Below are 559 nucleotides of genomic sequence, written 5' to 3'. Positions count from 1 at the left end.
TCGTATTCGACGGGCGGTTTCAGCCCGAGACGGTGCATAAGCCGGCTGGTGTTGTACTTATGCGGGTGATCGAGTCAAGTAGGGCGGTCACGAGGCGGTGGTATCGAGGCGGTCGAGGATGCCGTCGAAGATCTTCTGGCGGCCGAGTTGGCCCTTGTTGGCGGCATCGTCGCGCTGGCGTTGCAGCGTGGGCCGGAACTCGAGGGTGGTAACGAAGAAGCTGCAGGATTCGCAGATGGACTCGAAGTGGCAGTCCATCTCGACCGGTCGTGCGCAGTAGCCGTTGCCCAGCATGCGGCGGTGCATCTCGTTACGCAGTTTGCGCATTTCGCGGCCTTCGTCGTCGCCGGCGAGTTGATGGGGTTGGCCGTAGAGTAGTTCCACTTTCTCGGTGACGGCGAAGTACTCCTCGGCGACGGTCTTATCAGCAATTCGTGCGTAAACCATTGTCATGGCTAAGGTTTTGTGTCCGAGCAGTGCTGCGATCGCATCCAGGCTCATGCCCCGATTCACCGCCTGGGTGGCTAGCGTGTGTCGCAGTTGATGCGCGGTGACGTTG

1 protein-coding gene is annotated in these 559 nt (G+C 60.5%); it reads right to left on the bottom strand.

Annotation, left to right across the window (positions count from 1 at the left end; translation table 11 throughout):
• Positions 1 to 87 precede the first annotated feature (87 nt).
• On the bottom strand, positions 88 to 559 hold a 472-nt coding region (locus F6Q13_RS19940), incomplete at its 5' end, for a tyrosine-type recombinase/integrase (protein ID WP_293060139.1).

This window comes from Mycobacterium sp., from assembly GCF_008709575.1.
Lineage (GTDB): Bacteria > Actinomycetota > Actinomycetes > Mycobacteriales > Mycobacteriaceae > Mycobacterium.
The sequence above is the reverse complement of the archived record's forward strand: the minus strand, read 5'-3'. Positions and strand labels throughout refer to the sequence as shown.